The sequence below is a fragment of the Nocardia sp. NPDC046763 genome, from assembly GCF_040645495.1.
Classification (GTDB): Bacteria; Actinomycetota; Actinomycetes; order Mycobacteriales; family Mycobacteriaceae; genus Nocardia.
The window spans coordinates 17,985-38,435 of sequence record NZ_JBEYYI010000020.1; the positions used below are offsets into that span (position 1 = coordinate 17,985).

Annotated in this window: 23 protein-coding genes and 1 pseudogene; 13 read left to right on the top strand and 11 right to left on the bottom strand. The window is 68.1% G+C overall.

The window, feature by feature from the left end; all coding sequences use genetic code 11:
* Positions 1–212: 212 nt before the first annotated feature.
* Positions 213–588, bottom strand: a pseudogene (locus ABZ909_RS28260) (hypothetical protein); the annotation flags it as partial.
* Positions 589–797: 209 nt separating this feature from the next.
* On the opposite strand from ABZ909_RS28260, the gene ABZ909_RS28265 reads away from it, so the two are divergent.
* From ABZ909_RS28265 to gcvT, 5 genes are all read left to right on the top strand, one after another.
* Positions 798–1,421, top strand: a complete 624-nt coding sequence (locus tag ABZ909_RS28265; protein WP_357005195.1) for an antibiotic biosynthesis monooxygenase — start codon at positions 798–800, stop codon at positions 1,419–1,421.
* 347 nt (positions 1,422–1,768) lie between these two features.
* Complete coding sequence (locus ABZ909_RS28270) at positions 1,769–2,386, top strand: hypothetical protein (RefSeq protein ID WP_357005197.1); 618 nt, start codon at positions 1,769–1,771, stop codon at positions 2,384–2,386.
* A gap of 2 nt (positions 2,387–2,388) precedes the next feature.
* Positions 2,389–3,414, top strand: a complete 1,026-nt coding sequence (locus tag ABZ909_RS28275; protein ID WP_357005199.1) for an exonuclease domain-containing protein — start codon at positions 2,389–2,391, stop codon at positions 3,412–3,414.
* 77 nt (positions 3,415–3,491) lie between these two features.
* Positions 3,492–4,508, top strand: coding sequence for an alpha/beta hydrolase family protein (locus tag ABZ909_RS28280; RefSeq protein ID WP_357005202.1), 1,017 nt, complete (start codon positions 3,492–3,494; stop codon positions 4,506–4,508).
* 78 nt (positions 4,509–4,586) lie between these two features.
* Complete coding sequence (gene gcvT, locus ABZ909_RS28285; protein ID WP_357005205.1) at positions 4,587–5,687, top strand: glycine cleavage system aminomethyltransferase GcvT; 1,101 nt, start codon at positions 4,587–4,589, stop codon at positions 5,685–5,687.
* A 63-nt stretch (positions 5,688–5,750) separates the two neighbouring features.
* On the opposite strand, the gene ABZ909_RS28290 is transcribed toward gcvT, so the two are convergent.
* Positions 5,751–6,230, bottom strand: coding sequence for a hypothetical protein (locus ABZ909_RS28290; RefSeq protein WP_357005208.1), 480 nt, complete (start codon positions 6,228–6,230; stop codon positions 5,751–5,753).
* 205 nt (positions 6,231–6,435) lie between these two features.
* Between ABZ909_RS28290 and ABZ909_RS28295 the strand changes: the two genes are divergently transcribed.
* Positions 6,436–7,536 carry a branched-chain amino acid aminotransferase gene (locus ABZ909_RS28295; RefSeq protein WP_357005211.1) on the top strand — a complete coding sequence of 367 codons (1,101 nt, stop codon included), beginning with the start codon at positions 6,436–6,438 and terminating at the stop codon, positions 7,534–7,536.
* 60 nt (positions 7,537–7,596) lie between these two features.
* On the opposite strand, the gene ABZ909_RS28300 is transcribed toward ABZ909_RS28295, so the two are convergent.
* The gene (locus ABZ909_RS28300) at positions 7,597–8,229 is read right to left on the bottom strand and encodes an NAD(P)H-binding protein (protein WP_357005212.1); all 633 of its coding nucleotides are present in this window, start codon (positions 8,227–8,229) and stop codon (positions 7,597–7,599) included.
* A gap of 77 nt (positions 8,230–8,306) precedes the next feature.
* Here ABZ909_RS28300 and ABZ909_RS28305 point away from each other — a divergent pair, with 77 nt between their 5' ends.
* Complete coding sequence (locus ABZ909_RS28305; protein ID WP_357005215.1) at positions 8,307–8,879, top strand: helix-turn-helix domain-containing protein; 573 nt, start codon at positions 8,307–8,309, stop codon at positions 8,877–8,879.
* Positions 8,880–8,886: 7 nt separating this feature from the next.
* Here the strand turns inward: ABZ909_RS28305 and ABZ909_RS28310 are convergent, their stop codons facing one another.
* The 3 genes from ABZ909_RS28310 to ABZ909_RS28320 all read right to left on the bottom strand — a co-directional run bounded on the left by ABZ909_RS28310 (position 8,887) and on the right by ABZ909_RS28320 (position 11,241).
* On the bottom strand, positions 8,887–9,600 hold the full coding sequence (locus ABZ909_RS28310; RefSeq protein WP_357005218.1) for an MBL fold metallo-hydrolase: 714 nt from the start codon (positions 9,598–9,600) through the stop codon (positions 8,887–8,889).
* Positions 9,601–9,723: 123 nt separating this feature from the next.
* Entirely contained in the window at positions 9,724–10,689 is a 966-nt protein-coding gene (locus ABZ909_RS28315) for a carbohydrate kinase family protein (protein ID WP_357005221.1), read from the bottom strand.
* A 201-nt stretch (positions 10,690–10,890) separates the two neighbouring features.
* Positions 10,891–11,241, bottom strand: a complete 351-nt coding sequence (locus tag ABZ909_RS28320) for an iron-sulfur cluster assembly accessory protein (protein ID WP_033089671.1) — start codon at positions 11,239–11,241, stop codon at positions 10,891–10,893.
* Positions 11,242–11,479: 238 nt separating this feature from the next.
* Here ABZ909_RS28320 and ABZ909_RS28325 point away from each other — a divergent pair, with 238 nt between their 5' ends.
* Positions 11,480–12,127: a DUF3043 domain-containing protein gene (locus ABZ909_RS28325; protein ID WP_357005536.1), complete on the top strand. Its 648-nt coding sequence runs from the start codon at positions 11,480–11,482 to the stop codon at positions 12,125–12,127.
* Between the two features lie 62 nt (positions 12,128–12,189).
* Here the strand turns inward: ABZ909_RS28325 and ABZ909_RS28330 are convergent, their stop codons facing one another.
* Entirely contained in the window at positions 12,190–12,420 is a 231-nt protein-coding gene (locus tag ABZ909_RS28330) for a hypothetical protein (RefSeq protein WP_357005224.1), read from the bottom strand.
* Complete coding sequence (locus tag ABZ909_RS28335) at positions 12,417–12,539, bottom strand: hypothetical protein (protein ID WP_357005227.1); 123 nt, start codon at positions 12,537–12,539, stop codon at positions 12,417–12,419. The genes ABZ909_RS28330 and ABZ909_RS28335 overlap by 4 nt, the downstream gene beginning before the upstream one ends.
* An 86-nt stretch (positions 12,540–12,625) precedes the next feature.
* Between ABZ909_RS28335 and ABZ909_RS28340 the strand changes: the two genes are divergently transcribed.
* The 5 genes from ABZ909_RS28340 (at position 12,626) to ABZ909_RS28360 (ending at position 18,908) form a co-directional block, all read left to right on the top strand.
* Positions 12,626–13,591, top strand: coding sequence for a helix-turn-helix domain-containing protein (locus ABZ909_RS28340; RefSeq protein ID WP_357005230.1), 966 nt, complete (start codon positions 12,626–12,628; stop codon positions 13,589–13,591).
* Positions 13,592–13,863: 272 nt separating this feature from the next.
* On the top strand, positions 13,864–15,858 hold the full coding sequence (cobT, locus tag ABZ909_RS28345) for a nicotinate-nucleotide--dimethylbenzimidazole phosphoribosyltransferase (RefSeq protein ID WP_357005233.1): 1,995 nt from the start codon (positions 13,864–13,866) through the stop codon (positions 15,856–15,858).
* 186 nt (positions 15,859–16,044) lie between these two features.
* On the top strand, positions 16,045–16,791 hold the full coding sequence (locus ABZ909_RS28350) for an adenosylcobinamide-GDP ribazoletransferase (protein ID WP_357005236.1): 747 nt from the start codon (positions 16,045–16,047) through the stop codon (positions 16,789–16,791).
* A 302-nt stretch (positions 16,792–17,093) separates the two neighbouring features.
* Positions 17,094–17,900 (top strand): DUF4239 domain-containing protein, encoded by an 807-nt coding sequence (locus ABZ909_RS28355; RefSeq protein WP_357005239.1) that lies wholly within the window; start codon positions 17,094–17,096, stop codon positions 17,898–17,900.
* A 75-nt stretch (positions 17,901–17,975) separates the two neighbouring features.
* On the top strand, positions 17,976–18,908 hold the full coding sequence (locus ABZ909_RS28360) for a hypothetical protein (protein ID WP_357005242.1): 933 nt from the start codon (positions 17,976–17,978) through the stop codon (positions 18,906–18,908).
* An 81-nt stretch (positions 18,909–18,989) separates the two neighbouring features.
* Here the strand turns inward: ABZ909_RS28360 and ABZ909_RS28365 are convergent, their stop codons facing one another.
* The 3 genes from ABZ909_RS28365 to ABZ909_RS28375 are packed head-to-tail and all read right to left on the bottom strand — an operon-like array spanning position 18,990 to position 20,402.
* Positions 18,990–19,193 carry a DUF5988 family protein gene (locus ABZ909_RS28365; RefSeq protein WP_357005243.1) on the bottom strand — a complete coding sequence of 68 codons (204 nt, stop codon included), beginning with the start codon at positions 19,191–19,193 and terminating at the stop codon, positions 18,990–18,992.
* Positions 19,194–19,250: 57 nt separating this feature from the next.
* Positions 19,251–20,003 (bottom strand): SDR family NAD(P)-dependent oxidoreductase, encoded by a 753-nt coding sequence (locus ABZ909_RS28370; RefSeq protein WP_357005246.1) that lies wholly within the window; start codon positions 20,001–20,003, stop codon positions 19,251–19,253.
* A gap of 18 nt (positions 20,004–20,021) precedes the next feature.
* A complete protein-coding gene (locus ABZ909_RS28375; RefSeq protein WP_357005249.1) occupies positions 20,022–20,402 on the bottom strand; it encodes a hypothetical protein in 381 nt (126 codons plus the stop codon).
* Positions 20,403–20,451 lie beyond the last annotated feature (49 nt).

Here is a 20,451-nt window from a genome sequence, read left to right on the forward strand (position 1 = left end):
ACAAATCCACGGTCCAGGGCCTGCGCTCACCGCAGCGGCCCATATCGCCGCGAAAAGCACTGCGCCCCAGGCCATCGACTGAGACACCGCGAGGAACTCCACCAACACCGTCAGCCCTGCCACCAAGGTCAGTACCGCGTGCCGCACGCGGCCGCCCCATCTCCGGTCGAAGGGTTCGGGTATGGGGGAGCGAAAGTCATCGATCGACTTCGGCGGTTGTGATATCCACTCATCACACAGGGACTTCTGAGCAGGATCTCGCCGTCCTCGGCGATCTCCACCTCGGTGCCGGGGAATGGTTTGCCTACAGTTCCGAAGCGGTATGCATCCGGTCGGTTGATGAACGAGACCTTCAGGCCAACCCTGACCGCCCAGTCGAAGCGCTTCTTCTTGATCCCGCCTTCTTCTGCAACCATGCCCTCGATACGGGCATGCGCGTTTTCGAAGATGCGAGGGGCGGCCGCCACGATGGCTGGGGTGCGGTATCGCGAGGTTGTCCACGATTTCGTCAACCCGGCCATCGACCGCCGTGGGAAAGCCGATCAGCGGTGACAGCGCCAACATCACCTTGCGGAAAGCGTGGACGACGGCAGGTCACTGGCCTCTTGGGCGTGGTCCACGAGAAGGGCGGCTGTTCGTCGGCCACAGCGACGAAGGTCGCGACGTCGGAGATCAGGCCGTCATGGGGACTGCCCGATGGGGCCGGTCTGCTATTGCCCTGCTGATCGGGAGGGGGCACTGTGAGAGGCACCGGTGGCGCTACCGGGCGCTGCCTCGGTGCAGAAAGGAGGTGGATCGTGTTCGCACGGTCTACCACGCTTCAGGCGCAACTTTCCGCTCTCGAATCCGGGATCGCACATGTGCGGGACGAGGTTATGCCGGCGCTGGACGGCATTCCCGGCTGCATCGGGCTTTCGTTGCTCGTCGATCGGCACACCGGCCGGTGCATCGTGACGACCTCTTGGGAATCCGAGGAAGCGATGAGGGCGAGCGCTGAGCAGGTGATCCCGATTCGCAATCGTGTGGCGGAGAAATTCGGCGGTAGTCCGATGGTCGAGGAATGGGAGATCGCGGCCATGCATCGCGCGCATCTGACGCCGCAGGGTGCGTGTGCGCGTGTCACCTGGGTGAAGACCGATCCCAGCAGAATCGACAGCGCCATCGAGGTCTATCGGGACCATACCTTGCCCGGTATGGAGCAGCAGCTCGATGGATTCTGCAGCGCGAGCCTGATGGTGAACAGGTCGTCGGGTCGTGCCGTCTCGTCGAGTGTCTACGAGAATGCCGAGGCGATGGAACGCAACCGGATCGCGTCGGCCGCGTTGCGCGTGGACGCCGCTCGGCAGGCGCGCGTCGAGGCCGTCGACGTCCGCGAATTCGAATTGGCCTTGGCGCATTTGCGTGTCCCCGAACTGGCCTGACCTCGAGCGGGGGGTCGGCGAAACGGCAGGTCGAGACCGGAGGTTCGACACGTCGGGGCCATCCCCGAGCAGATGCTCACCGCAGCACGGCCGCAGCGCGGCCGTACTGCGGTCGGTCGGCGGCGAGTCGGACATGGATCTTTCGGGCGATCGTGGGGTCGCTGTCTTCGCAAGCTGATTCACCTGCGAAGCAGGGTGGGGCCGGGCGCGCGGGCGGGTTGTGCGGCGGAACACCGGTCGGTCGGAAATGTTTGGCTCCGTTGATGATTCGCTCGTGGTCCGCGAAAGTTTGTCGGGGGGATGCTCTAACGTAACGCGGTATCTGTCCGTCACGACCGTGGAGCGTTATGGCTGCCTCGTTCGATCTTCATACCCTCGCGGTGCTCGGTGCGGCTGGGGAGCGGCTGGTCATCTGGCATGTGAATGTGGGTGCGGCGCTGGGAGAGTCGCGGCTATCGGGTGCTTGGGTGCTGGATCGATCGTGCGAGGCGGAGATCGAGAGCCTCACGGTCGGATACCCGATCGTGGTCGCAGGCGATGACACCCCTGCTGCCGAGGCCGTCGGCAATCGGGCTCAGCAGGCTGGGGCGGCGGGCGAGGGTGACCAGTCGGCGGACGTGGTGGGCGTTGGGGCTGCCGGGATTGTCGATGTCGATGCGACGGTCGAAACAGTCCGGGCCGCAATCGAATCGGCTGACCAGCGGTTCGTTGAGCATCAGGATGCAAGTGGTGGAAAGCTCACCAGGCCGCGGTGGCCGGTGATCGTGGCGCCCGATGAGGTGTCACTGCCGCAGTTTCGGGTGGATGTGGCCGATGATCGCATCCGGCCGGTGCTCACGCTGGCACGGGGGCTCGCCGATCTGGCGGATTCGTGGGCGGCGTTCGAGTCGCTACGGCTCGCCCGGCCATTTCTGGAGGACCTCGGTGGCGCGGCCGCACGGCCGTTGCCGCTCGCGGTGCGGTGAGTATGGCGGGACTGTCGTTCGCCGCCATCGATGTCGAGACCGCTAATTCCGCGCGAGGCAGTATCTGCGCGGTTGGCGTCACCGTGGTGCGGGACGGGCGGCGCGAGGAGACCGCGACGTGGCTGTGCCGTCCGCCGGCGGGGCTGGACTTCTTCAACTGGCACAACATTCGCGTGCACGGGATCTCGGCGGCGATGGTCGCCGACAAGCCGGAGTTCGCGCAGCGCTGGCCGGAGGCGGAGAGCCTGGTCGGTGAGCTGCCCGTCATCGCTCACAATGTCGGATTCGACAGCAGCGCAATACGGGAAGCCTGCGGCCGCAGCGGAATTCGGATACCCGCCTGGTCCTACAGTTGCAGCCTCGCCCTGGCCCGCCGCCACCTGAGTCTCGACAGCTACCGGCTGCCCCATGTCGCGGCGGCGCTGGGCATCGACTTCACCAACCACCACGACGCCGCCGCCGATGCCGCCGCGGCGGCCGACATCGTGATCGCCCTGGCCGCCCGGGCCGGAGTCGATTCGCTGTCGGCGCTCGAGCGCATGGTGGTCGACCGGCCCCTGCGGACCGATCGGAAATCGCGAAAGTCTGCGGCTGACACTCTGATAAAGACGTCGGGGTCTGCGGGGCTGAGTGTGTCGACTGCGGCCGGACGTCCTCCACGCCGATCCTGGTTCGGGCGTGAGGAATTGGTGCTGCCGACTGTGACCGGCACCGATCCGTCCCACCCGCTGTATGGCGAAATCATCGTATTCACAGGTGATCTCGTCGCGATGACTCGCCAGCAAGCGTGGGATGCCATCGCGGCATCTGGTGCGACTCCGGCTCGGAACGTCACTCGGCGCACGACCCGGCTCGTCATTGGTGACGGCTTTCGTGGTGTGGATCCTGACGCGTTCACCACGACGAAGGCGCGCCGGGTTGCCGAGTTACGGATGCGGGGGCAGCGGATCGAGGTCATGGACGAGGCCGCGTTCGTGGCCTGTGTGGATGTTGGGACCGGGTTGTCCGGAGGTCGTGGCGGGGTGTGAGAAGTGCGTTGTTGCGTGGTTCTGACGGGCTCGGTAAAGAGGGTGAGGGGAATCGATCGGATGAGTTTGAGGCGGAAATGACGAGTGCAGGTGGCCGGCGTCGGTGGGTGGCGGCGGGAATCGCCCTGGTAGCGGCGGGCTTCGCCGTGATGCCGGGGCTCGCGTCTGCTGCGGAACCGCTGAATTCCGGCGCGGTATTTGCCGCCGACGGCTCGCACATCGACCATGTCATCCAGCGGGACGATCGCAAATCCACCGTATTCGTGTATTCGGCTGCGATGAACCGTGTCATCGAACTCTCGGTCATACGCGCCGCCGACAATTCCACGCCACGTCCGACGGTGTATCTGCTCAATGGCGCTGAGGACGGCGTCGATGGAAACGGTAACGAGGTCTCCTGGGAAACCCGCACCGATGTCGTCGACTTCCTGGCTGACCAGAACGTCAATGTGGTGAACGTCCTCGACGGCCGCTACACCTACTACACGGACTGGCAGTCCGACGATCCCATGCTCGGTCGTAACAGGTGGACCACCTTCCTCACCCAGGAACTTCCGCCGGTCATGGACTCGGCCCTCGGCGCATCCGGCCGCAATACCCTTGCGGGAGTGTCGATGTCGGCCACCTCCGCGCTCGCCCTCGCCGAATCCGCCCCCGGCCTCTACCAGAGCGTCGGCTCCTTCAGCGGATGCGCCCAGACCAGCACCGACCCCGGCCGCCGCTACCTGCAGGCCACGGTTCTCTCCGGCGGCGGCAACCCCTGGAACATCTGGGGCCTCGACGGCTCCTCGGCCTGGACCGCGAATGACCCGTCCACCCCGGCCAACCTCGAAAAACTCCGTGGCACGGACCTCTATTTGGCCGCCGGAACCGGTGCGAACCCGGCCGCGGCGGGCGGCGGCCAGGTCGGCGCGTCCAGCACGGCACTGGAATCCACCGTCGAAACCTGCACCCGCGCACTGCAATCCAGCATCGCAGACCTGGACATCCCCGCCACGTTCGATTACCTCCCCGGGGGCGGCCACAACTGGACCTCGTGGCAGGTCGACTTTCACAATGCGTGGCCCGGAATCGCTCGCAGCCTCGGCCTGTGAATCGAGGCACCACGCCGGACGGCCACCCGTTCGGTTCCGCTGTCACTCGGGTGCGGGTGGGCCGATAAGCTGCTTCGGGTGACCGACGAGAAGCTGCTGCAGGGACCCATCCACGCCGTCCATATCGAGCTGGGCGCTACCTTCGCTCCGTTCGGGGGGTGGGAGATGCCGGTTTCGTACGCGGGGACCGTGGGGGAGCACACGGCGGTGCGCACCACTGTCGGGCTTTTCGACGTCAGCCATCTCGGCAAGGCGACGGTCAAGGGGGCAGGTGCCGCTGCCTTCGTGAACTCGGCACTCACCAACGACCTGAATCGGATTCGCCCGGGAAAGGCGCAGTACACGCTGTGCTGCACGCCGGAGGGTGGGGTCATCGACGACCTCATCGCCTACTACGTGAGCGATGACGAGATCTTCCTGGTGCCCAATGCGGCGAATACCGCGACCGTGGTGGCGGAGCTGCAGAAGGTCGCGCCGGAGGGCATCACCGTCACCGACGAGCATCGCGGGTACGCGGTCTTCGCCGTGCAGGGGCCGCGGTCGGCGGAAGTCCTCGCCAAGCTCGGTCTGCCGACCGACATGGAGTACATGGCCTACGCCGACGCCGAATGGGACGGCCGCCCGATCCGGGTGTGCCGCACCGGCTACACCGGTGAGCACGGTTATGAGCTGCTGCCTCGCTGGGCGGACGCCGAGGCCGTCTTCCGCGCGCTGGTGAGCGAGGTGCAGGCCGCCGGCGGCCAGCCCGCCGGACTAGGCGCGCGCGACACCCTGCGCACCGAGATGGGTTACCCGCTGCACGGACACGAACTGTCCCTGGACATTTCGCCGCTGCAGGCCCGCACCGGCTGGGCCATCGGTTGGAAGAAGCCTGAGTTCTGGGGCAAGTCGGCACTGGAGGCCGAGAAGGCGGCCGGTCCCGGTCGAATCCTGATGGGGCTCAAGGCGATCGACCGGGGCGTGCTCCGTCAGGGCCAGACCGTGATGCGCGGCGACGCCCAGGTCGGCGAAACCACCTCCGGCACCTTCTCGCCCACGCTCAAGGTCGGCATCGCCCTCGCCCTCCTCGACACCGCCGCGGGCCTCGAGCCCGGCGACGAGGTCGAGGTCGACGTCCGCGGCCGCCGCCTGCGCTGCGAGGTCATCCGCCCCCCGTTCGTCGAAACCCGCACTGCCTGAGCAGGTTTCCGGGGCGCAGCATGATGACCTTCGAACTGCGCTTGGGGCAGTAACTTTTCAGCCTCAGCCGCACCAGGTGCCGACGACGTCGTTGTCCTGTTTGCAGGCGGCGGCGTCGAGTCCGGCGGGGCGGAGGGAGTTGAACATCGTCCGGATGGTGTCGTCGGTGGCTGTCCCGTCCGTGCCCTGGTCGGCGTAGAGGACCTTGACCACGGACTGGCCGTTGTTGCCGGGGACCGCGACGGCGTGGACGGGGGAGAGTTCCGCCGCGCCGCTCATCACCACGCGCCCACCGCCGCCCTCGAAGCCGACGATGGTGGTCGCTGTCGGGACCGTCCAGTCCTGCGGTACGTCGTACACGGCATTGCGCGAGATGGAGTAGGACGTCTGCCATCCCGGCGTGAGTGAGGCGATGGTGGATCTCGGTGCGCTCGTCGTCGTGGTGGGCAGCGGTTTGGTGCGGGTCACGGTGTCCTGTGGCCCGTATTGGTCTGCGGGTAGCGCGGTACCGGTCACGGTGTGTGCGGGCATCATTGCTGCCACGACGAGGAGGCGACCAGGCCCAGTACGCTCACGGCGATCAGTGCGATCACCAGAGGCCGGTGGAACCGGGCGGCTTCGACAGCGGATGCTCCGGATACACGCGTCCACCCTATTCAGGGGCATGGAGGACGGCCGGTTACCGAACGGCCCGGCCAGGGGGTAGCCCGAACCCGTCGGTCGAGGGCGGCGAATTAGACTCCCGGTCATGACACTTGCCGCGCAGTTCACCCGTGTACCGCATCCCGCGCCACTACCGGCGGAGCGGCGGCAGGAGATTCTCGCGGAGCCGGGGTTCGGACGCTACTTCACCGATCACATGGTGTCGATGGATTATGTGGACGGGCAGTGGACCAACGGCCGCGTCGAGCCCTACGGCTCCCTGGCCCTGGACCCGGCCACCATGGTGTTCCACTATGGCCAGGCCATCTTCGAGGGCCTGAAGGCCTACCGCCAGGCCGACGGCAGCATCGCCACCTTCCGCGTGGATGCCAATGCGGCGCGTTTCCGCCGCTCCGCCGCGCGCATGGCGATGGCGCAGCTGCCCGAGGAGCTGTTCATAGAATCCATCCGCCAGTTGCTCGAGGTGGACGCGGACTGGGTGCCCGCGGCCGGCGGCGAGGATTCGCTGTACCTGCGGCCGTTCATGTTCTCCACCGAGGTCGGGCTGGGCGTGAAGCCGGCCGCCTCCTACAAGTACCTGCTGCTCGGTGGCCCCGCCGGTGCGTACTTCCCGCGCGGTCTGAAGCCGGTCAAGGTGTGGCTGTCCACCGAGTACGTACGCGCGGCTCCCGGCGGCACCGGCGAGGCCAAGGTGGCGGGCAACTACGCCGCGTCGCTGCTGGCCCAGCAGCAGGCCGCCGAGAAGGGCTGTGACCAGGTGGTGTGGCTGGACGCCTGCGAGCGCCGCTACGTGGAGGAGATGGGCACCAACAACCTCTTCTTCGTCTTCGGCAGCGGCTCCGACGCCCGCCTGGTGACCCCGGAGCTCTCCGGCTCCCTGCTCCCCGGCATCACCCGCGACTCGCTCATCACCCTGGCCGCCGACTCCGGCTACAAGGTGGAGGAGCGGAAGATCTCCGTCGAGGAATGGAAGAGCGGCGTCGAATCCGGTGAGATCACCGAGGTTTTCGGTTGCGGCACCGCCGCCGTGGTCATTCCGGTCGGCTCGGTCCGCTCCGCCGAGGGTGAATTCACCATCGGCACCGGCGAACCCGGCGAGGTGACCATGGCGCTGCGTGAGAGCCTCACCGGCATCCAGCGCGGCACCTTCGCCGACAGCCACGGCTGGCTGCGCACCATGGCCTGACGAGCACGAAACGCGCCCGCCCCGAAAGACTTTCGGGGCGGGCGCGTTTCGCATGCGGGGTCAGTTGGCCACGTGGATGTGGGCGCGGACCGACTGCGGTGAGCTGATCAGGTCGATCATCGCGGAAGCGAGATCGCCTCGGGTGATCCGGATTCCGAACGTGACATTGCGATCGATCACCGACCTGTAGGTGCCGGTGGCGGGTTTGTCGGTCAACTGGGGTGCGCGGATGACAGTCCAGTCCAAATCGGTGTGGTGCACCGCTTCTTCCGCACGTGCCATGTCATCGAGACTGTGCCGCAGCAGCGGCCGCAGGATCAGCGGTTTGACCACGTAGCGCGTGAAGGGGTCGTCGCCCGGACCCGCGGATCCGGCGCTGTTGCTGACGACCAGCAGGCGTCGTGCTCCCGTGGACTCCATGGCTTTACAGATCGATCGTGCCGCGGCGGCCACCACGGTCGTGGGACCGGTTTCCCGTGCACCGATGGCGTCGAGCACGGCGTCGGAATCCACGACGGCGGGCTCGATGTCTGCGGGGCTCATGACATTCGCGGTGATCACACGCAGTTTCGGGTCGGCGGGCAGGGCATGGTCGCCGCGCACGACGGCGGTTACGTCGTGTCCGGCGGCCAGTGCCCGGTGGACCAGGTGGCCGCCAGTGCCACCGGTCGCGCCGAAGATCGTCAGTCGCATATCGCACCCCTCTAAGGTTAGTAAATATTTACTAACCTATAGTGGGTGAAGGTTCACTCACTGTCAATGGAGGTCGGATGAGCGCGCGCGAGCGGATTCTGGACGCGGCGGCGGACATCATGCGTGAGCGCGGTGTCGCACGCGCCACCACGAAGGAGATCGCCAGGGCCGCGGGTTACTCGGAAGCCGCGCTGTACAAGCACTTTCGTGACAAGGAGGACGTGATCGTGCAGGTGCTCCGGGAGCGCATGCCCGCCGCGTCGACGCCCTCGGTGCGGCCGGGCGGTGAGACGGTTGCCGAGAACCTCTTCACCATCGCCCGCGCCGCGGCCACGTTCTACCAGCAGGCCTTGCCACTGTTCGGCGGATTACTTGCCGAGCACGCGCGGCTCGTGGCGCACCGCGAATCCATGGCGCGCTACGGCGCCGGGCCGGGGCATGCCATCCTCGGAATCAGCGAATACCTGCGCGCCGAACAGGAATTGGGTCGCGTCGACCGCGCGGCAGACGTGGAAATCGCAGCCGTCCTACTCGACGGCGCATGCTTCCACCAAGCCTTCCTGCGCTACTACGCCGAAGGCCCGGACGCCGGACCGCTGCCCGACGACACCGTCCGCCGCATAGCCCAGTCACTCACCCGCGCGCTCTGAGACTCGGTCAGCTGGGCATGAACATGTGCCACTGCTCCAGGGTCTGGGGGCGCATGACGTAGTTGTGTTCCTTGATGTGGGTCAGGGATGCGCTGGGCTCGTCCGAGTACCAGTGGCCGGGGTAGACCGTCGGGTTCGACTTCAGGTCGGCCAGGTAGCGCAGGCTGCGGAACATGGCGTCGGAGTCGCCGCCGGGGAAGTCGGTGCGGCCGCAGCCGTCGACGAAGAGGGTGTCGCCCGCGATCAGCCGGTCCTCGAACAGGAAGCACTGGCTGCCCGGCGTGTGGCCGGGGGTGTGCAGGAGTTCGATCTCGAAGTCGCCGACCGCGACCTTGTCGCCGTGGGCGTGGCCGGTCAGCTCGCTGGGCGCGATGCCGGTGACATTGGCGACCCAGGGTAGTTCTTCGGCATTGACGTGGACCGCCACATCGGTCTTCTCCAGCAATTCCTTCACCCCGCGCAGGGTGAAGCCCATCATGGTGCCGCCGACATGGTCGGGGTGGTGGTGGGTGGCCAGGACTCCGGTCAGCCGCATGCCGTCGGCCTCGGCGATCTCGACCAGCTGCCCCGCCTCGTACGCGGGATCGACGACCACGCATTCACCGCTGTCCCGATCCCCGATCAGGTAGGCGAAGTTGCGCATCTGCGTGGCGATCGGATCGCCCACGGCCCAGTCGCGCCCGGAGAGCAACTGGCGAAAGTACAAACGGTCGGAGGCCATGCCTGACAGCGTATTGCGGGCGATGTGTTCCGCTGTACCCGGACCGGCAACACGATGGCGACGAGTGCGGAAAGGCCGCACGCCGAATCGATCAGCGTGCGGCCTCCGGATACCGCTCGCGGGTCAGCGCAGGACGGCTTCGATCTCCACGGCGACGTCGGGGCCGTACGCCTCGCGCAGGCGCTTCATGGCGACGTCGTGGTCGAGGGTCCAGTCTTGGGGGCCAACGGTTTCCAGGACCAGGACCGCCACCAGCGAGCCGAGCTGGGCCGAACGCTCCAGCGACAGGCCCGCGGACTGTCCGGTGAGGAAGCCCGCGCGGAAGCCGTCGCCGACGCCGGTCGGGTCGACCTTGGCGATGTCGGGAACCACGTCGACGTGCAGTGCGGTGCCGTCGCGGTCGACGATCTTGGCGCCCTTCGAGCCCAGGGTGGTGACGCGAATGCCCACGCGCTCACCGATTTCCGCCTCGCTCAGGCCGGTCTTCTGGAGCAGGATGCCCCATTCGTACTCATTGGTGAACAGGTAGTCCGCGCCGTCGATGAGGCGCACGATGGTCTCGCCGTCCACCAGCGCCAGCTGCTGGGAAGGGTCGGCGGCGAAGCGGATTCCGGCGGTGCGGCACTGATCGGTGTGGCGCAGCATGGCTTCCGGGTCGTCGGCGCCGATGAGCACCAACTCGAGGTCGCGGCCCAGCTGGGTGATGTCGATCTCGCGGGCCTCGGTCATGGCGCCCGGGTAGAAGGAGGCGATCTGCGCCATGGACTCGTCGGTGGTGCAGACGAAGCGCGCGGTGTGGGCCTCGGTGGAGACGCGCACGGCCGAGCAGTCGACGCCGTTGTCCTCCAACCACTTCCGGTACTCGCCCCAGTCCTGGCCGACGGCGCCGACCAGCAGCGGGGTGCGGCCCAGCACGCCCATGGCGTAGCTGATGTTGCCGGCCACGCCGCCCTTGCGGATGACCAGATCATCGACGAGGAAGCTGAGCGACACGTGCTGCAGCTGGTCGGCCAGCAGCACATCGGAGAACTTGCCCGGGAAACGCATGAGGTGATCGGTCGCGATGGAAGCGGACACGGCGATGGTCACGGGGGATCCTTCGGTGACGTGCGGCTGCGCACCGGATACGGAGATGACAGACGCGGGGGCCGGCGGTGGATTGTGCGGCCGACATGGCCGCAGTTCGAAACTACTCTGTCCGAGACCGGGTGTTCCAGATCTCGTATGAGTCAGCGCACACAACAGCGCGGAACATCCGGTGCCGGACGTTCCGCGCTGGCGGGCGCTATGTCAGTTGAAGCTGTCGCCGCAGGCGCAGGAGCCGGTGGCGTTCGGGTTGTCGATGGTGAAACCCTGCTTCTCGATGGTGTCGACGAAGTCGATCGAGGCGCCCTGGACGTAGGGGGCGCTCATGCGGTCGACCGCGAGCTTGACGCCGCCGAACTCCACGACCAGGTCGCCGTCGAGGCTGCGGTCGTCGAAGAAGAGCTGGTAGCGGAGGCCCGCGCAACCACCGGGCTGGACTGCGATGCGAAGGGCGAGATCGTCGCGGCCTTCCTGATCCAGCAGCGCCTTGGCCTTCGAGGCGGCGGCGTCGGTCAGAGTCACACCGTGAGTGGTGGTCTCGTTCTGCACAGTCATGAACTCTCCTAAGGGACCTGTTTTCAACCCGTGGAAGGCATGGCCGCTGCCTCCCCGGACCCGTCTCGATGGCTACCAACAGCTGCTGGCAGGCGACTATTCCCCATCCTACGCGGCGCGTCTTCCCCGGACGGCCCAGGTTGTGCAGTCGCTGACAGATAGCTGGTGAGGTGTGCAACACGACAATCAGGGAGACCGGGATTTTCCGGCAGACATGTCATCGAATAGCCTGGTCGGCGTGAAGTTCCTGCGCCGTGGCGAGTCCACCCCCACCTCCGACAGCTCCAGCACCGATGCCGTCGCCGCGGTGGAGGACAAGACCGTCACCCTGGGTAAGGGGCGTCCGACCCCGTCGCGCCGGGAAGCCGAGGGCCGCCGGCGCGGTCCGGTCGCGCCCGCGCCCAAGACCGCCAAGGAGGCTCGCGCCCGCCGCAAGGCGTTGCGCGGGACCAAGGAGGAGCGCAAGGCGTCCTCGGCCGAGCGCAAGGCCGATATGAACGATCGGCGGTCCCGCATGCTCGCCGGTGAGGAGCAGTTCCTGCTCCCGCGCGACAAGGGTGCGGTCAAGAAGTACGTCCGCGACATCGTGGACGCGCGCCGCAATCTGCTCGGCCTGTTCATGCCGCTGGCGCTGGTGCTGATCCTCAGCATGATCCTCACGCCGGCGCTGCAGGCGATCGTCACGCTGGCCATGCTCGTGATGATGCTGTTCATGATCATCGAGGGCGTCGTCCTCGGCCGGCTCGTGAACAAGCGGGTCCGGGAGCGTTTCCCGGACACCGCGGATTCCTCGTTCTCGCTGGGCTGGTACGCCTTCGTGCGCGCTTCGCAGGTCCGCCGCATGCGCGCGCCGAAGCCGCAGGTGGGCCCGGGCGACGCGGTCTAGCCGCTGCCGTCGGCGCTGACGGCGCTGGATGGATTCCCTGACGGGCGGTGTCTCACCGCCCGTCAGTTGTGTTCGCGGTAGGTCGACAGGGCGCGGATCTCGAGCGCCATGCGGTCGCGGTCGCGGTCGACGACATGGCTGGAACCGGCCATCTCCCAGGCGTTTTCGCGGTGGAAGGGGACGGCCCGGCCGGCCGCGGCCAGCAGGGCGACGATGCGGCGGAACATGGTGACTGCCTCGGGGGAGCCGGTCGCGGTGCGGAACTGGCTGTGGCCGGAGGTGATGGTGGTCATGCGCGGATCTCGCTCTCATCGAGGGGTTCGGTGGTGTCTCCGGCCATGAAGCCGAAGGTCAGGGTGCTGAGTGCCGCCATGGCGGTTCCGGCTGCGACGATTGCGGACAGTGCTTGCATGGCAGTAAGTTTTCTCTAGGGAAGTTCCTGCCAACAGTGGCTGTTCTGACATTGTTCGCAAATATCCGGCCAGAGGGGATCGGACCATGCTCTCGAAGGTCGCCGTCGTACTCAACGACCACCTCGCCATGTTCGAATTCGGCGTCGTCTGTGAGGTTTTCGGTCTCGACCGGACCGCCGACGGACTGCCCGCCTTCGACTACCGGGTCTGCGGCGCCGAGCCCGGGAAGCCGCTGAAGTCCAGCTCACCGGGCATTCACGTGACGCCGGAGTACGGGCTGGAGGAGCTGCGCGACGCGGATCTGGTTGCCATTCCGGCCTTTCCGATCTTTGCGGACAGTCCCTTCGATCAGCGCCTGGTGGATGCCGTGCGGGACGCCGCGCAGGCCGGGGCCACGGTGCTCACGGTGTGCTCGGGGGCCTTCCTCGCGGGCGCGGCCGGACTGCTCGACGGGCGCAAGTGCACCACGCACTGGCGGTATGTCGATCTGCTGACGGAACAGTTCCCGCAGGCCACCGTCGATCCCGATGTCCTGTACGTGGACGAGGGCAATCTCATCACCAGCGCGGGGACCGCGGCCGGCATCGACGCCTGTCTGCATCTGGTGCGGCGCGAACTGGGCAGCAGCGTCGCCAATGCCATCGCCCGCCGCATGGTCGTGCCGCCGCAACGCGATGGCGGGCAGCGGCAGTTCATCGAGCGGCCGGTGGTGGACTGCGATTCCGACAGCCTCAGCGAGACGCTGCACTGGATGGGTGAGCATCTGGAACTGCCGCACACGGTCGAGGCGTTGGCCACGCGCAGTGCCATGTCGACGCGCACCTTCGCACGTCGCTTCGCCGCCGAGACCGGGACGACGCCGGTGAAATGGCTGACCGGGCAGCGGGTGCTGCTGGCCAAGCAGTTGCTGGAGGACGCCGACCTGGATCTCGAATCCCTCGCTCACCGTTGTGGATTCGGGTCCGGGGCGCTGCTGCGGCATCACTTCCAGCGGGTGGTGGGGATCGCGCCCGTCGAGTACCGGCGGCGGTTCGGCGTCCGCGTGTCCTGAACGGCGCTGCCTGAAACAGGCGCTGTCCGACGCGGTACCTCCGGCTACGCTGCGCAACCGTGCGTTGGGGAGTGATGATCGCAGCCGTGCCCTCGGACTGCCCGCAGGGCACGGACTGGTCGTATACCGCCGAGGACCTGAAGGTCATGTGCGTGCACAACGAGCACAGCTCCTGAGCCGTACCCGGACACCGGCCGTGGGACTCGGCCCGCAGGCGAGTGATGATCGTGCCTACTCGGCCGGAGCGCAGCCGCAGTTGATACCGTGCTGACGTGTCGCACACTGCTCAGACAACCGATCGGCCGTTGCGGACCCTGGTGCTCGGTGGCGCCCGGTCCGGGAAGTCGGCTTACGCGGAACAGTTGGTCGCGTCGGAGGCGGTGCGGTACATAGCCACCGCGGTGGCCGATCCGGCCGACGCCGACTTCGCCGAACGCATTGCGGCGCACCGGGCTCGGCGGCCCGCGAACTGGACGATCGTGGAGGGCGATGCCGTCGCCGCACTGGCCGACGCCACCCCCGTCACCCTGGTCGACGACCTGGGCACCTGGCTGACCGCGCGGCTGGACGCGCGCGCCGCCTGGGAGTCGCCGCGCGGCATCGTCGCGCCGGATATCGATGCGCTCGTCGGCGCGGTGGCCGGATACCGGCAGCGGCTGATCATCGTCAGCCCCGAGGTGGGGCTCGGCGTCATCCCGGCGACCGCCTCCGGCCGTCTGTTCCGCGATGAGATCGGCACGCTGAACCAGCGGCTCGCGGAGGTTTGCGACGAGGTCTTCCTGGTGGTGGCCGGGCAGCCGCTGCGGATCAAGCCGGACGTTGCGGCCGCGCTCTCGGATGCCGCCGCAGCGAATTCTGCCGCCGCAGTGGTGACTTCGGCCCAGGCTTATGGAGCCGACGCTGATGCTGCTGTGGTGCAGCCGGTTTCAGCGGCCGCCACTGCGGAAGCCAGGACCGGGTCGGCCGGCAGCGGTGCGTCCGCCGCGGCTCAGGGAGCCGGATCCGCGAGCAGTGTGGCCGGAAGCGGGCCCGACAGTGCGGATCTCGGGATGACCACCGCGGGAGCGGCGACCGCGGCCGTTCCGGGTGCCGCGGTCGGTGCGGGAGTGGTGCCCGAAGCTGATTCGGATGGGGTTGGCTCTGCGGCCGGGGCGACCGCGACCGGCGGGAGCGCTGACGGCCCGGTTCTGACCAAGCCCGTGCGGATTTCGTTCGGGCCGGTGCAGGGTCCGGACGCCGGAGTGCGGAAGGCCGCCGAGGAGCGGCAGTTGCAGCTGACCAAGCCCGCCGGGGCGCTGGGGCGGCTGGAGAAGCTGGCCAACTGGGTCGCCGCGTGCCAGGGTGTGTGCCCGCCCAAGCAGTTCGAGCGGGCTCGGGTGGTGGTCTTCGCGGGCGATCACGGGGTGGCGCAGCACGGGGTGTCGGCGTACCCGAGCGAGGTGACCGGGCAGATGGTCGCCAACTTCCTGAACGGCGGGGCGGCGGTGAATGTGCTGGCGCGCCTGGCCGACGCCACCGTCCGGGTCGAGGACATCGCGGTGGATTCCGATACCGCGCCGGAGATCTCACGGCACAAGGTGCGGCGGTCCAGCGGCTCCATCGATCGTGAGGACGCGCTCACCGAGGCCGAGGTGCAGGCGGCGCTGACGGCGGGCGCGACCATTGCCGACGAGGAAATCGATTCCGGCGCCGACCTTCTCATCGCCGGTGACATGGGCATCGGCAACACCACGCCCGCCACCGTGCTGATCGCGGCCGTCACCGACACCGAGCCGGTGATCGCCGTCGGCCGCGGCACCGGCGTCGACGATGCCGGATGGATCCGCAAGACCGCCGCCGTCCGCGACGCCATGTGGCGCGCCCGCCCGGTGGTCAAGGACCCGGTAGCCCTGCTGCGCACCGCATCCGGCGCGGACTTCGCCGCCATGGCCGGCTTCCTCGCTCGCGCCGCGGCCCGCCGCACCCCGGTCATCCTGGACGGCGTCGTGGTCACCGCCGCCGCCGTGGTCGCCGACCAGCTGGCCCCGGGCGCCCGCGCCTGGTGGGTGGCGGGCCACCGCTCCAGCGAGCCCTCACACACCATCGCCCTCCAGCGCCTCGACCTCGAGCCCCTGGTCGACATGAGCATGCGCCTGGGCGAAGGCTCCGGCGCGGTCGCGGCCCTGCCGCTCCTACGCGCCGCCGTCGCCACCCTCGGCGAAATGGCGACCTTCGACTCCGCCGGAGTCAGCACCGCCGACACGGGCGCCGAAGCCGCCGGTGCGTAGCTACCCACCGTTCACGGCACCGCGTCCCGCTTCGCGAGACGCGGTGCCGCGCAACCAGATTCGCAGCCATGCGGTCGTAGCATCCCTGCCGACTCCCGCGGGCCGCGACCAGCGCGCGTACGGCAGCTCCGCCGCGGTGGTCGGAGCTGCGCAATGGGCAGCGTGGGAACGGTTCCGGGTGATCGCGTGAACGCGGTTCGGCTGGCGGTGTCCTGGTTGACCGTGTTGCCGGTGCGGGGGCCGGACGAGGTGGATCGGGCCGTGGCAGGCCGGGCGATTGCCTGGGCGCCGCTGGTCGGGGTGCTGCTCGGGGGACTGGCCGCTGGATTGTTGTGGGGGCTGGGTGAATTGGGGGCGGCGTGGCCGCTGGCCGGGTTGGTGGCGGTGGCCGGGCTCGCGTTGATCACGCGAGGGATGCACGTCGACGGGCTGGCCGACACGATGGACGGGCTCGGGAGTTATGGGTCGCCGGAGCGGGCCCGGGAGATCATGAAGAGTGGCGGGGCGGGGCCGTTCGGGGTGGCGGCGCTGGTGTTCGTCATTGGGATTCAGGCGGTTTCGCTGGGGGCGCTGGCCGGGGGCGGGCGGTGGCTCGCGGTGGTGGTCGCGGTCGGTGTCGGGCGGGTCGCGGTTGTGCTGGCCGGCCGGAGAGGGATCGAGGCGGCTCCGGGCGCAGGATTCGGGGCGCTGGTGGCGGGGACACAGCATCCCGTCCTGGGTTGTCTCTGGGGTGGGATCGCCTGTCTCGCAGCGGTGTTCGCCACCGCGAACCCGTGGCAGGGGCCACTGGCCGTGGTGGTGGCGCTGGCCGGGACGATGCTGCTGGTGCGGCACTGTGTGCGACGGTTCGGCGGCCTCAACGGTGACGTGCTCGGTGCTGCACTGGAAGTAAGCGTCACGGTCGCTGCCGCAGTGCTGTCGTTCGCCCGCTAGGTGCGGCGGCGGGATTCCTCGCCGCCAACTGCATGGGCTGAAGGTCGGTGCCATCGGCCGGGAATTCGGCAGCCTGCGCCAGGCTCTGGGGAGCGGGACGAAGGTGTCGGTGGGCAGCACCCGCCGGGCCCGGTCGATGAGTCGCACGACACGCCCGGGTCCGGGAAATATTGAGGCGCGCAGTGGATTTGCCGCATTCGTCGCAACCGGATGACAGTTCGCTTGCCCTTCACGATCCGACCGCCCGGTGGCCGCGAATACTTCATGATCGCAACTGCCCTGGGTGGGAATGGAGTCGTGCAATGCTCGGAATCCTGATGCAGCTGGGTGTGCTGGTGTTGTTCGCGGTGGCGGCGGTGGGGGTCTTCCTCGTCGGTGATCGGGTACGGCCGAAGTCGTGGCGGCACAGCGATGATGCCGGGGCGGGGCACATGATGCTGGACATGGTCAATATGTTCTTCGCGGCCATCGTGGCGTTCGTGGTGGTTATCCTGTGGCAGCAGTACGACATCTCCCATGAGCACACGGTGAACGAGAGCAAGGCGCTGGTCAGCGTGTACGAGACCGCCAATGGCATGCCGGCGCAGGATCGAAAGCAGATCCAGTCACTGGTGACCGACTACACCAAGCAGGTGGTCGGCGACGAGTGGAAGGTCATGGACGAGCAGCGGCGGCTGAGCCCGGCCGCGCAAGCGACGCTGGATGATCTGCGCCAGGCGGTGTCCGCCGCGCCCGCTGTCGACGCCGATGCCAAGTCGGCCCAGGACAAGGCCCTCACCGCAGTGGACGCCATCGCGGAGGCTCGCTACGACCGCGGCCTGGATGCCGGATACCGACTGCCTGGATTCCTTTATGTGGCACTGTGGTTCGCGACCGTCATGCTGCTGTTCGGCACGGTCTTCTCCGGCGTGGTGGTCACCAAACGCAGCATCTTCATGACCGGACTCTTCGGCGTGGTGATCGGCGCGGTCATCGTGGCCATCTACCAGCTTGACCAGCCGTTCTCGGGCGGCAACCACGTCGCCAAGGACGCCTACGAACTGGCCCTGGCCCGCTTCCAGCACATCGCCTCGGACCTGCCGGTGGCGAGCGGCGGCAATCCGCGCTGATCTGTTCGACCGAGGAACCCGCACTTGGCTTTCGGAGGCAGCGTGAACGGAACCCGAAGAACAGCACGAGGATTCGTGGCGGCGACTGCGGTACCGCTGACCGCGGCGCTGCTCGCCATCCATCCGAAGGTCGCCGCCGCCGATCCGGGACCACCGGAGCTGCCGTCGATCGGTGAGATCATCAGCGGCAGTGCGGCTCCGGACAGCCGGGCCACCCCGATCGACGCGCCCACCGGGAGCGCGCTCGGACTCGGCACGGGCAACAGCTACACCGGTAGCCAGGGCGTAGCGGGCCAAGGCGGGGCCACCTCCGGCAGCTCGGCCGGAGTGGCGCACAGTCCGGTTGGCGGAGTGCCGCTCGGTACCGGCGCGTCCGGTGGTGCCGACCCCGCAGGCGGAACCGAGCCGCGCACAGCGGATCTCGCAATACCCGGACCGGCCGCGCCGAGCCCGGCCGCCGCCCCGAACACCCTCGGGGGCTTGGCCGGCCTGAACTCGGGCAGTGTGCTCACCGCCTGTGCGGGCAGCGCCGTGGTGGGCAGTGCCGCACTGGGTTTGGGCATTCTGACCGGCAGCGGCATGGGCTCGGGGTTGATCGGCCCCGGCTTCGTGCCCGGGTCCAGTGGGTTGGTCGGCCCGGGCTCGGCCGGAGCGGGCAGCGTGGCGGCGGGCAGCGCGGCCACCGGCAGCGCGCTGCTGACCTGCATGCTCCTGTTGCCGGCGCCCATGGCGCCGGGGCCCGGTATCCCTCTGCAGATCCCGCCCGCCCCGGCCGTGGTACCCGCGGCCGCACCGATACCCGTGCCAGCGCCTGCGGCGATTCCCCCTGCCCCGGTACCGGTTCCGCCGCTGCCGCCCCCACCTCCGCCCGTCGAATACGCCGCTCCCGTCCCGCCCGAGCAACGGCTGCCCCTGACCGCTCTCCAGGTCATGACCGTCATGATCATCACCATCATCGCCGGGGCTCGCGCCCGCCTCGCCCGCGCCCACCGCGGAGCGGTCGCCTAGTGTTCTGCGCCTGGAATCCGTTGCGGCACGACCGGACGTTTGCTCACGCCTCGAGTGAGCAAACGGTCGCGACGGTTATATCTACTCCGCAATCTCGGTTCGTTCGAACCACTCGTACACGGGGAGCCGCCCCTCGGCAGTATCTGTGAACCTTGGGGTGCTTTTGTAATGTTCGTAGCCAGCACGACGCTCGATCTTCACCTCGAAACCGGGCGGCGTGATCGGGACGATTCGCGTGGGCATGTCATCTGGTCCGCCTTCGATGAAACACTTCGCCGACATCATGCGCTCCTTTCGTTGATCGACCAGCTCAGCGGCATTCTATCGGGGCAGCCGAGGCGTTCATTCCTTCAGCAGGTCGGCCATGTAGGCATTCGACTCGGTGACGAAGGCATGCTCGCCTGGTCCGGCGTTATCGCGGAAGGTCCGGGCCTGCTCGACCACGATCTCCTCGCTGTCGGTGGCAAGTTCCTCGATGACCTGGGCGATGAAGTCCTCGACCGGCATCGCCTGCCCCTCGTCGCCGCCGACCAGGCCGGTGGCCACCCACGGCGGCACGATCTCCTGGACCTTGACCCCGGTGTTACGCAGCAGGAATCGCTGGGACAGGGCGTAGGAGTGCAGGGCGGCTTTGGTGGCGGAGTAGACGGCGAACTGAGCGAGCGGGGTGAAGGCGAGCGTGGAGGTGTTGTAGAGGATCGTGGCGTCGGGCTGCCTCTCGAGGTGCTCGATGAAGGCAGACGTGGTGCGGATGGTGCCGAGCAGGTTGGTGGTCACCTGCGCTGTCATTGTGGCCTCGTCCAGCGGGGAGGCGGCATCGTCGGGCAGCATGATGCCGGCGTTGTTGAGCAGGACGTTGAGGTCGGGGTGGGCGTTCAGGACCTGTTCGGCGGCCTTGGTGATGCTGTCCGGGTCGGCGATGTCGAGCTCTACCACCTCGATGCCGGGGTTGGCGGCGGCGACTTGGTCCAGGACGTCGCGTCGGCGGCCGGCGACGATGACGGTGTTGCCGAGGCCGTGCAGGACCTCGGCCAGGCCGCGGCCTATGCCGCTGCCGCCGCCGGTGATCAGGATGGTGTTTCCGGTGAGCTTCATGAGGTGCTCCTTGAGTTCTCAGACCGCGGCCAGGGCCGGGTAGTCGGTGTATCCACGGGCGCCGGAGGCGTAGACGGTGGTCCAATCGATATCGGCGAGCGGGGCTCCGGTGGCGAGCCGGGCGGGCAGGTCGGGGTTGGCGATGAACGGGCGGCCGAAGGCGACCACGTCGGCAAGCCCCGATTCGACCAGGTGTGCGGCTCGCTCGGCACCCAGCTCGACATTGGCGATGAGCGTGCCGTCGAACAGCGGCCGGAAGTGGGCGAACATGCCGTCGCCGCCCAGTCCGTCGAGCGGGGTCGCGGTGAGATCGCGTGTGGCACCATCACCAGCAGGTGTGACAGGCCGTTCAGTGACCCACGAGAAACTGCGGGCCGCCGGCATGGGGATCGCAGGCACGGACTCCGGTTCATGACAGCGCGTCGGGCGGCGGCAAAGGTCTTGCGCC

Coding starts and splice junctions, on each gene's coding strand:
- ABZ909_RS28270 (WP_357005197.1), top strand. CDS start 1,769: ATGGCTGCCTCGTTCGATCTTCATACCCTCGCGGTGCTCGGTGCGGCT.
- ABZ909_RS28275 (WP_357005199.1), top strand. CDS start 2,389: ATGGCGGGACTGTCGTTCGCCGCCATCGATGTCGAGACCGCTAATTCC.
- ABZ909_RS28280 (WP_357005202.1), top strand. CDS start 3,492: ATGACGAGTGCAGGTGGCCGGCGTCGGTGGGTGGCGGCGGGAATCGCC.
- ABZ909_RS28295 (WP_357005211.1), top strand. CDS start 6,436: ATGACACTTGCCGCGCAGTTCACCCGTGTACCGCATCCCGCGCCACTA.
- ABZ909_RS28300 (WP_357005212.1), bottom strand. CDS start 8,229: ATGCGACTGACGATCTTCGGCGCGACCGGTGGCACTGGCGGCCACCTG.
- ABZ909_RS28305 (WP_357005215.1), top strand. CDS start 8,307: ATGAGCGCGCGCGAGCGGATTCTGGACGCGGCGGCGGACATCATGCGT.
- ABZ909_RS28310 (WP_357005218.1), bottom strand. CDS start 9,600: ATGGCCTCCGACCGTTTGTACTTTCGCCAGTTGCTCTCCGGGCGCGAC.
- ABZ909_RS28320 (WP_033089671.1), bottom strand. CDS start 11,241: ATGACTGTGCAGAACGAGACCACCACTCACGGTGTGACTCTGACCGAC.
- ABZ909_RS28330 (WP_357005224.1), bottom strand. CDS start 12,420: ATGACCACCATCACCTCCGGCCACAGCCAGTTCCGCACCGCGACCGGC.
- ABZ909_RS28335 (WP_357005227.1), bottom strand. CDS start 12,539: ATGCAAGCACTGTCCGCAATCGTCGCAGCCGGAACCGCCATGGCGGCA.
- ABZ909_RS28340 (WP_357005230.1), top strand. CDS start 12,626: ATGCTCTCGAAGGTCGCCGTCGTACTCAACGACCACCTCGCCATGTTC.
- ABZ909_RS28355 (WP_357005239.1), top strand. CDS start 17,094: ATGCTCGGAATCCTGATGCAGCTGGGTGTGCTGGTGTTGTTCGCGGTG.
- ABZ909_RS28365 (WP_357005243.1), bottom strand. CDS start 19,193: ATGATGTCGGCGAAGTGTTTCATCGAAGGCGGACCAGATGACATGCCC.
- ABZ909_RS28370 (WP_357005246.1), bottom strand. CDS start 20,003: ATGAAGCTCACCGGAAACACCATCCTGATCACCGGCGGCGGCAGCGGC.